Here is a 6,000-nt window from a genome sequence, read left to right as displayed (position 1 = left end):
CCGAAGACTTCGCCCTTCTTGGCAGCTTCATATGGAAGCGCGAACTGGTTTGACATCTTGTTCATTGGACATCGCCTCGCAGAAGAGCGAAGGCTGGAGCCTTGCCCGCACGCGCTACGATGACGGCGGCTGGTCCGGCGGGACAATCGAGCGGCCAGCGTTGCAGCAACTGCTCGCAACGATTCACACTCGCGGCGGACGGGCATCCCGTATCGAGGGCACTGCACGCTCCGGCCGGTTGCAACCGGACAGGGCGCTGATCGCAGGCCTGCGCCGGGCGCATGCAGAACTCGGGGAACGCGGAATCGACCTGACGGATATCCGTGGCTCCATCGACGGCGCGCGCGGTCTCGAGGATCCGTACCTGCGCAGACTCTCCGCGCTTGCTTTTCTTGCTCCCGATATCCAGCGCGCGATTCTCGAGGGTCGCCAGCCGACCGGTCTACGGCTGGCCGATCTTGTATCCATCAACCTGCCGCTCGACTGGGATGAGCAGCGCAATCTGCTCGGCTTTGTCTGAACAGGACCTGCTGTGACCCTGCAAGCCACCTGCAATCCACCTGTTATGCCCCTGCTCCGGTCCTGCTGAGCTCCTGCTGGTCACCTGCTCATTTGTCAGCAGAGGCGAGCCGGTGGAGCGGGAGAACTGGCGGAATTCCGCCGTTCAGCGCAACCTCTCGGCATTTCATCAAGTGCATCCGAAGCGGTGAAAAAGCCAGTTGCAGGTAGAATCCCCCCGAAGGTGAAAGGGTGTGTGGCGAGGAGGCGGCAGAGACAGCGCGGCAGAACGAGGGGAAATGGCCCCGTTGTCAGCGGCGAAACGGGAACCCATGCACGGTTTCACCGGGCAGAATGCCGCGGTTCTGCGCCACTCTGCGCACCGGAGGCTCGAAGAGAGCAGGTCTAGCGGACTAGGTGGCGGAGCGGGAGGAATGCCAGGAACTAAGCCAACCGTTTGTTATTAAGACTTTTTTCCAGATATGGCGTCTGGAAGGCCCACATTTTACCCCACATTAGACATGCGCTTTTCCTAGCATCATTGGGATGCAACGAGACCGAATCGGGTCTCACACTTTCGAGAGGCACTGCGTCGGCGTCCTGGCAGCACCGCACCTATTCAGCGGAACACTGCGGCGCCCACAATCTACGCCGAGGTATCTGCTGTATTTTCGATATTGGTATGACCGAGCAGAATCTGCACGGCACGAAGACTACCTGTGGCTTTGTAGATCAGCGAAGCCTTCGTTCTTCGCATCGAGTGCGTGCCGTACTCCCGCCTATCGAGACCGATCGTTGACACCCATTCATCGACTAGGCGTGCATATTGCCGTCTGCTCAAGTGACCGAGATAGCCGATCCTGTTCGGGAATACGAAGTCGCGGATCGTCCCGCCGCGCCGATCAAGCCATGCGTTCAGGCTCTTGCGTGCCTCGGACATGATTTCGAATTGCACCGGACGTCCGGTCTGCTGGTGGATGACCGTCGTCCGATCGCGAAATACCCCCGATCGCGAATACCCCTGCGCTCATCAGGTCGCCTATCCTGATCTTGACCAGGTCGCAGCCACACAATTTGCTGTCGATCGCAAGGTCGAACAGGGCTCGGTCGCGCAGACGCCTGTGTTCGTCGAGATAGAAGCGGATTGCCCAGATATCCCGTGGTTTCAATGGGCGCTTCGGTCCTACATTCTGCCCTGCATTCCAGGGTCGCCGATCATGTATGGCGGGGGGCGAGGTCTGAATGTCCCATGATAGTTCTCCGATAGCCAAGAATTGGCCGATCGGAAGATATCGGAACGGTGGCGCGTTCGACGATTCGAGATCCATGATATCTTGCCAAATTTTGCCATGCCCGCTATATCTCGGTCCATGTCGACGATGAACATCTCTCTTCCGGATGCGCTGAAGGCGTTTGTGGATACGCAGGTTAACGTACGTGGTTACGGCACGAGCAGCGAATATGTGCGGGAGCTGATCCGCAAGGATCAGGACATTCAGCGCCTTCGCGAAATGCTCCTGGACGGTGCCGGTTCTGCAACCACAGCGCCGGTCGAGGCAGGATATTTCCAAAGCCTTCGTAAACGTGTGATGCAACGCACGGGGTCGTGACTGTAAAACCCGTCATACCGCGCGCCAAGGCACGGGCGGATGTCGACCTTGCCATTGATCATTACGCGGACGAAGCTGGCGCAGATGTGGCTTTCAGCTTCATTGGCGCACTCGAACACGCCTATACCTTTATCGGAGAAATGCCTGCGGCAGGATCTCCGCGGTGGTCTCATGAACTCAACTTACCCGGTCTGAGAGCTATACGGCTCAAAGGGTTTCCGTGGCTGGTTTTCTACATTGAATTCGAGAGCCATGTCGATGTCTGGCGCGTGCTTCATCCCAAGCGGGACATGCCAGCCTGGCTGTCCGATGTGGATGGCTAACGCCGACATAGCCGACATTTGCGGCGCTTCGCTTGGCCGTCGAAACCGACCGTTCATTCATAACATTGGCGTGCTATGCGCCATGCATGAGCAAAGCGCAGCAAGGTAGCCCGCACATTCCTCGAATCTTTGCCCGTTTCTGGGGGAGCATCATCGTTGGGATCCTGGGCACGCTGATCGGGACGCCCGCTGCTGCGCAGTCTGCTTCCGATACCCTGTTCGTCAACGTGAACGTTGTGCCAATGGACCAGGAACGGGTGCTTCGTGGTCACTCGGTATTGGTCCGGAACGGTCGGATCGCGGCACTCGGGCCGCGCCTGACGGCACCGAAAGACGCTCAGGTTATTGATGGCGGCGGCACTGCCTATCTGCTTCCCGGACTCGCCGATATGCACGTTCATGTCCGCGATCATGAAATGCTGGCAACGTTGCTTGCTAGCGGCGTCACTACTGTTCTCGATATGGGTGAAGCGCCAAATGCGATCGTGGGCCGCACCCGGGCCGCGGTGGAACGGGGCAGTCTTCCTGGGCCCCGCATCTTCGCAGCATTGGCCGTCGATGGCTCAGATCGCTACGGTCATTTGGTCGTGCCGTCGCCGGAAGCTGCGCGTTGGGCGGTCCGGCTCGCGAAGGCGAACGGCTATGACTTTATCAAGGTCTACAGCGGGCTTTCGGCCGAGACTTTTGCCGCACTGGCTGACGAAGCCACATCCTCAGGCCTGTCTATCGTCGGTCACAACGTCGAAAGCATGGGCCTCGAACGGCAGATCGCCCACGGCCAAGGCATGATCGCTCATCTCGAGGAATTTCTTTACGGCTTCTTCCATCTGCCGGAGGACGGCGATCCGCAGGCAGCGCCGGACGACGCCGAAATCTCTCGCGCCGTCGCTTTCCTGAGGCGGAATGGGACTACGATCACTGCCGATCTTGCTGCCTATCAGACGATCGCCGCGCAATGGGGCAAGCCAGAACAAGTCCAGGATTATCTGCGACTGCCAGCGGCACGTTATCTGTCGCCGGGTGATCGTATCGACTGGCGGCGCAGCGGCTATCAACGACGCACCGGTAGCCTCGATCGCAGAGCTGCATTTCTTGGCCGCTTCGTACATGCGCTCGCCGCTTCGGGCGTGCCACTGATTGCAGGTACGGACGCTCCGACGATCGCTGGGCTCGTAGCTGGTGACGCTCTGCACCGGAATCTCGCTGCGCTCGAAGCGGCGGGATTAAGCCGCTACGAGGTGCTTGCGACAGCAACACGCCAGCCCGGCCTGTTCATCAAGCGTGCCCGCCCGCAAAGCGAACCGTTCGGGATGATTGCGGAAGGGAGCCGTGCAGACCTGCTCCTGGTTTCGGCAAATCCTCTCGACGACTTATCGGTACTGCAGCGACCGCTGGGCGTCATGACAGACGGTCGCTGGCATGATGCTGCCGCGTTGGCGGGGCTGCGCGATGGAGTCGTCCAGACTTATTCAACCGGGCGATGACAGCGCCCATAACTTTCGCCGACATAGCCGTCGTTCAGAGGCCGGTAGTGGCTCCTCGAAAGCGGCGGTTCATTCAGGTGGGCGCGGCAGGCGGAGGTGGGTCGGGAAGCGACTGGCCGGTGTGCAACATCAAAGGTTAGAAAGCAGTCGATCGGCCGCGAGCCATTTCCCATTCAGCGCGCGCGATCTACCCTTCGTGCCGTCACAACGCCTCGTTAAACAACTGCGGCTCCGGCAGGGCAAGCCGAGCCCAATCAAGTTCGCTTAAGGTGCGCCTTATCGGCGGGCAGTCCGGTAAGCTCCCCGAGCTTTGGACTCTGCAAGCGACGAAAGGGCATCGTTGGAGATTGCTCGAACAAATTGCTCGGTAAGATCGTCGGCGCAACGCTTCGTTGCGACTTCCGTCGCTAGTATGGATGCACTCTCGCAAGACTGAAGGGATGCCTTCTCGATCCGATCGAGCAGCAGCTCGCGCGTGGCAGCCGTCGCCAGCTCACCTTCTCTGAAAGAGAAATCGACCCGCTCACCTGCATTGGCGACGAAGGGTACGGTCACGGCCATAAGCCCGGCGGCGAGGAGAATCTTGGAACTTGGCATAGGAGCCTCCTTTGATGCTGCACTGCAGTGTAGAGAGGGAGCTGCGGCCTTCCATCGCAAAGGCATCAATGGGCCTTGCGATTCCGGTAAGCACAAAGATAGGACTGTTATTCCACAATTACCTGCTGTGGATGGCAGATATCCGCTTGAAAAGATGCTCACTCAGCAGGAAATTGTGCGATGCAGCGTACTCGCGCATGTCGGATCAGCAACTGAGGAATTTGTCATTCGCCGCCTACCCCCGACCGGCTCTCTGGAAGCGTTTATCGCGGCTGCACGCGCTGGGTCTCTCCGAAAAGCGTCAGAGGACCTCAATCTGTCGGTGTCCGCCCTGAGCCGCCGCGTCCAGAAGCTCGAACTGCATACGGGGCGCGCGCTCTTCAGCCGTGGGGGCAACGAGTACCGCCTCAATGACGAGGGCCGCCGATTTTTCGCTGAGATCGAACGGTCGTTCGATGAGATCGTCTCTGCGTTCGAGCGGCGCGGCACGCCAGGAAAGAAAGGACTTGTCGTTGGCGTTCCAACCTCGTTTGCCACAGCCTGGCTGATTCCTCGGCTCGATCGCTTTCGCAAGAGCAATCCCGACATCGATCTTCGATTGGACACGTCCGGATCTCCGATCGAGAAGCTGGGTGAAAGTCTCGATATGATCGTCTTCTTCGCCGAAGACGGCGCAGAGCGAGTCGAGTTCGAGAAGCTGCGTCCCCAAGGAGCCTTCCTTGTAGCGCGGGAAGGAGTCGTGGATCCTCTGGATGGGTTGAGGGCGGCCTTGCGCAAGACGCCGCTGCTCGTGCATCGCCATCTGCCGCACATCCTCGAAACCTGGGCAGCCGACCTGAAGCTACCGAAGGGCATCGATCTGACGATCGACTCATTTGACGATGGTCCGCTGCTGATTGCGGCTGCGCAGAGCGGCCTGGGAATGGCGCTCGTGCTCGAGGACATGGTCAACTTCTACGGAAACGCGGCGGGTCTGGTTCGGCCGTTCGGCGAATATGTCCGTACGCCGTTCAGTTACGCGATTGCAGCGAAGCCCGCATCAGGAAGCGCCCACGCGATTGACCGGTTCTACGGCTGGATCATCGAGGAGACCCGCAAGGAAAGCGCTGCGAGGCCTTCCCAAGAAAAGCTGGAGGCGTCGTAACGCCTCCAGCGTAAGTCATAGGAGAGGTGCCTGAAGGAACGACCTTCCGACCAGCCCGGCTTTGAGCATCTGACTCGGCATTGCCATCGCAGAGTTGGAAGGAGCGCGTTGCGGTAAATGCAACGCTGTTCCCTAGACCTCTTCGTCTCAATTTCGGCCAAGCGTATTGCTAACCGGTGGCTCAGCCAAATTGCAGGCGCTCCTGGGCAGGTGGATGGGCTCGCGCTTCGGAGTTCCAGGAATGGGTAAGCTGCCGCTCAGCGCCAATTCCGCGCTGTGCAACTTCGCCAAGAAAGCCCTTGGCACAGCGAAATTAGCTTCCCGAAAGCGGCCGTACGTTCATT

Annotated in this window: 6 protein-coding genes and 1 pseudogene; 5 read left to right on the top strand and 2 right to left on the bottom strand. The window is 59.4% G+C overall.

Annotated features, from left to right (window positions below; translation table 11 throughout):
• A partial coding sequence (locus AC3A5N_RS15905) for a hypothetical protein (protein ID WP_487738295.1) occupies nucleotides 1-520 on the top strand: 520 nt, incomplete at its 5' end.
• 547 nt (nucleotides 521-1,067) lie between these two features.
• Here AC3A5N_RS15905 and AC3A5N_RS15900 read toward each other — a convergent pair.
• Nucleotides 1,068-1,763 (bottom strand): annotated as a pseudogene (locus AC3A5N_RS15900) (tyrosine-type recombinase/integrase).
• A 105-nt stretch (nucleotides 1,764-1,868) separates the two neighbouring features.
• On the opposite strand from AC3A5N_RS15900, the gene AC3A5N_RS15895 reads away from it, so the two are divergent.
• Genes AC3A5N_RS15895 through AC3A5N_RS15885 form a run of 3 tightly spaced genes read left to right on the top strand, consistent with a single transcriptional unit; the run spans nucleotide 1,869 to nucleotide 3,915 of the window.
• The gene (locus tag AC3A5N_RS15895; protein WP_487738294.1) at nucleotides 1,869-2,108 is read left to right on the top strand and encodes a ribbon-helix-helix domain-containing protein; all 240 of its coding nucleotides are present in this window, start codon (nucleotides 1,869-1,871) and stop codon (nucleotides 2,106-2,108) included.
• Entirely contained in the window at nucleotides 2,105-2,431 is a 327-nt protein-coding gene (locus AC3A5N_RS15890; RefSeq protein WP_487738293.1) for a type II toxin-antitoxin system RelE/ParE family toxin, read from the top strand. Before AC3A5N_RS15895 ends, AC3A5N_RS15890 begins: the two co-directional genes overlap by 4 nt.
• Before the next feature lie 32 nt (nucleotides 2,432-2,463).
• Nucleotides 2,464-3,915 carry an amidohydrolase family protein gene (locus tag AC3A5N_RS15885; RefSeq protein ID WP_487738292.1) on the top strand — a complete coding sequence of 484 codons (1,452 nt, stop codon included), beginning with the start codon at nucleotides 2,464-2,466 and terminating at the stop codon, nucleotides 3,913-3,915.
• 276 nt (nucleotides 3,916-4,191) lie between these two features.
• Here AC3A5N_RS15885 and AC3A5N_RS15880 read toward each other — a convergent pair whose 3' ends face one another.
• Nucleotides 4,192-4,512 carry a UrcA family protein gene (locus tag AC3A5N_RS15880; RefSeq protein WP_487738291.1) on the bottom strand — a complete coding sequence of 107 codons (321 nt, stop codon included), beginning with the start codon at nucleotides 4,510-4,512 and terminating at the stop codon, nucleotides 4,192-4,194.
• 154 nt (nucleotides 4,513-4,666) lie between these two features.
• Between AC3A5N_RS15880 and AC3A5N_RS15875 the strand changes: the two genes are divergently transcribed.
• On the top strand, nucleotides 4,667-5,656 hold the full coding sequence (locus AC3A5N_RS15875) for a LysR substrate-binding domain-containing protein (protein ID WP_487738290.1): 990 nt from the start codon (nucleotides 4,667-4,669) through the stop codon (nucleotides 5,654-5,656).
• The last annotated feature ends 344 nt before the right edge of the window (nucleotides 5,657-6,000 follow it).

The organism is Pelagerythrobacter sp. Soil_C_18, from assembly GCF_057657235.1.
Note: the sequence above shows the minus strand (reverse complement) of the source record. Positions and strands in the feature narration are given on the sequence as shown.

What these genes read in the sequence shown, in the direction of transcription:
- AC3A5N_RS15875 (WP_487738290.1), top strand. Translation starts at nt 4,667, where the DNA reads ATGCTCACTCAGCAGGAAATTGTGCGATGCAGCGTACTCGCGCATGTC.
- AC3A5N_RS15895 (WP_487738294.1), top strand. Translation starts at nt 1,869, where the DNA reads ATGTCGACGATGAACATCTCTCTTCCGGATGCGCTGAAGGCGTTTGTG.
- AC3A5N_RS15880 (WP_487738291.1), bottom strand. Translation starts at nt 4,512, where the DNA reads ATGCCAAGTTCCAAGATTCTCCTCGCCGCCGGGCTTATGGCCGTGACC.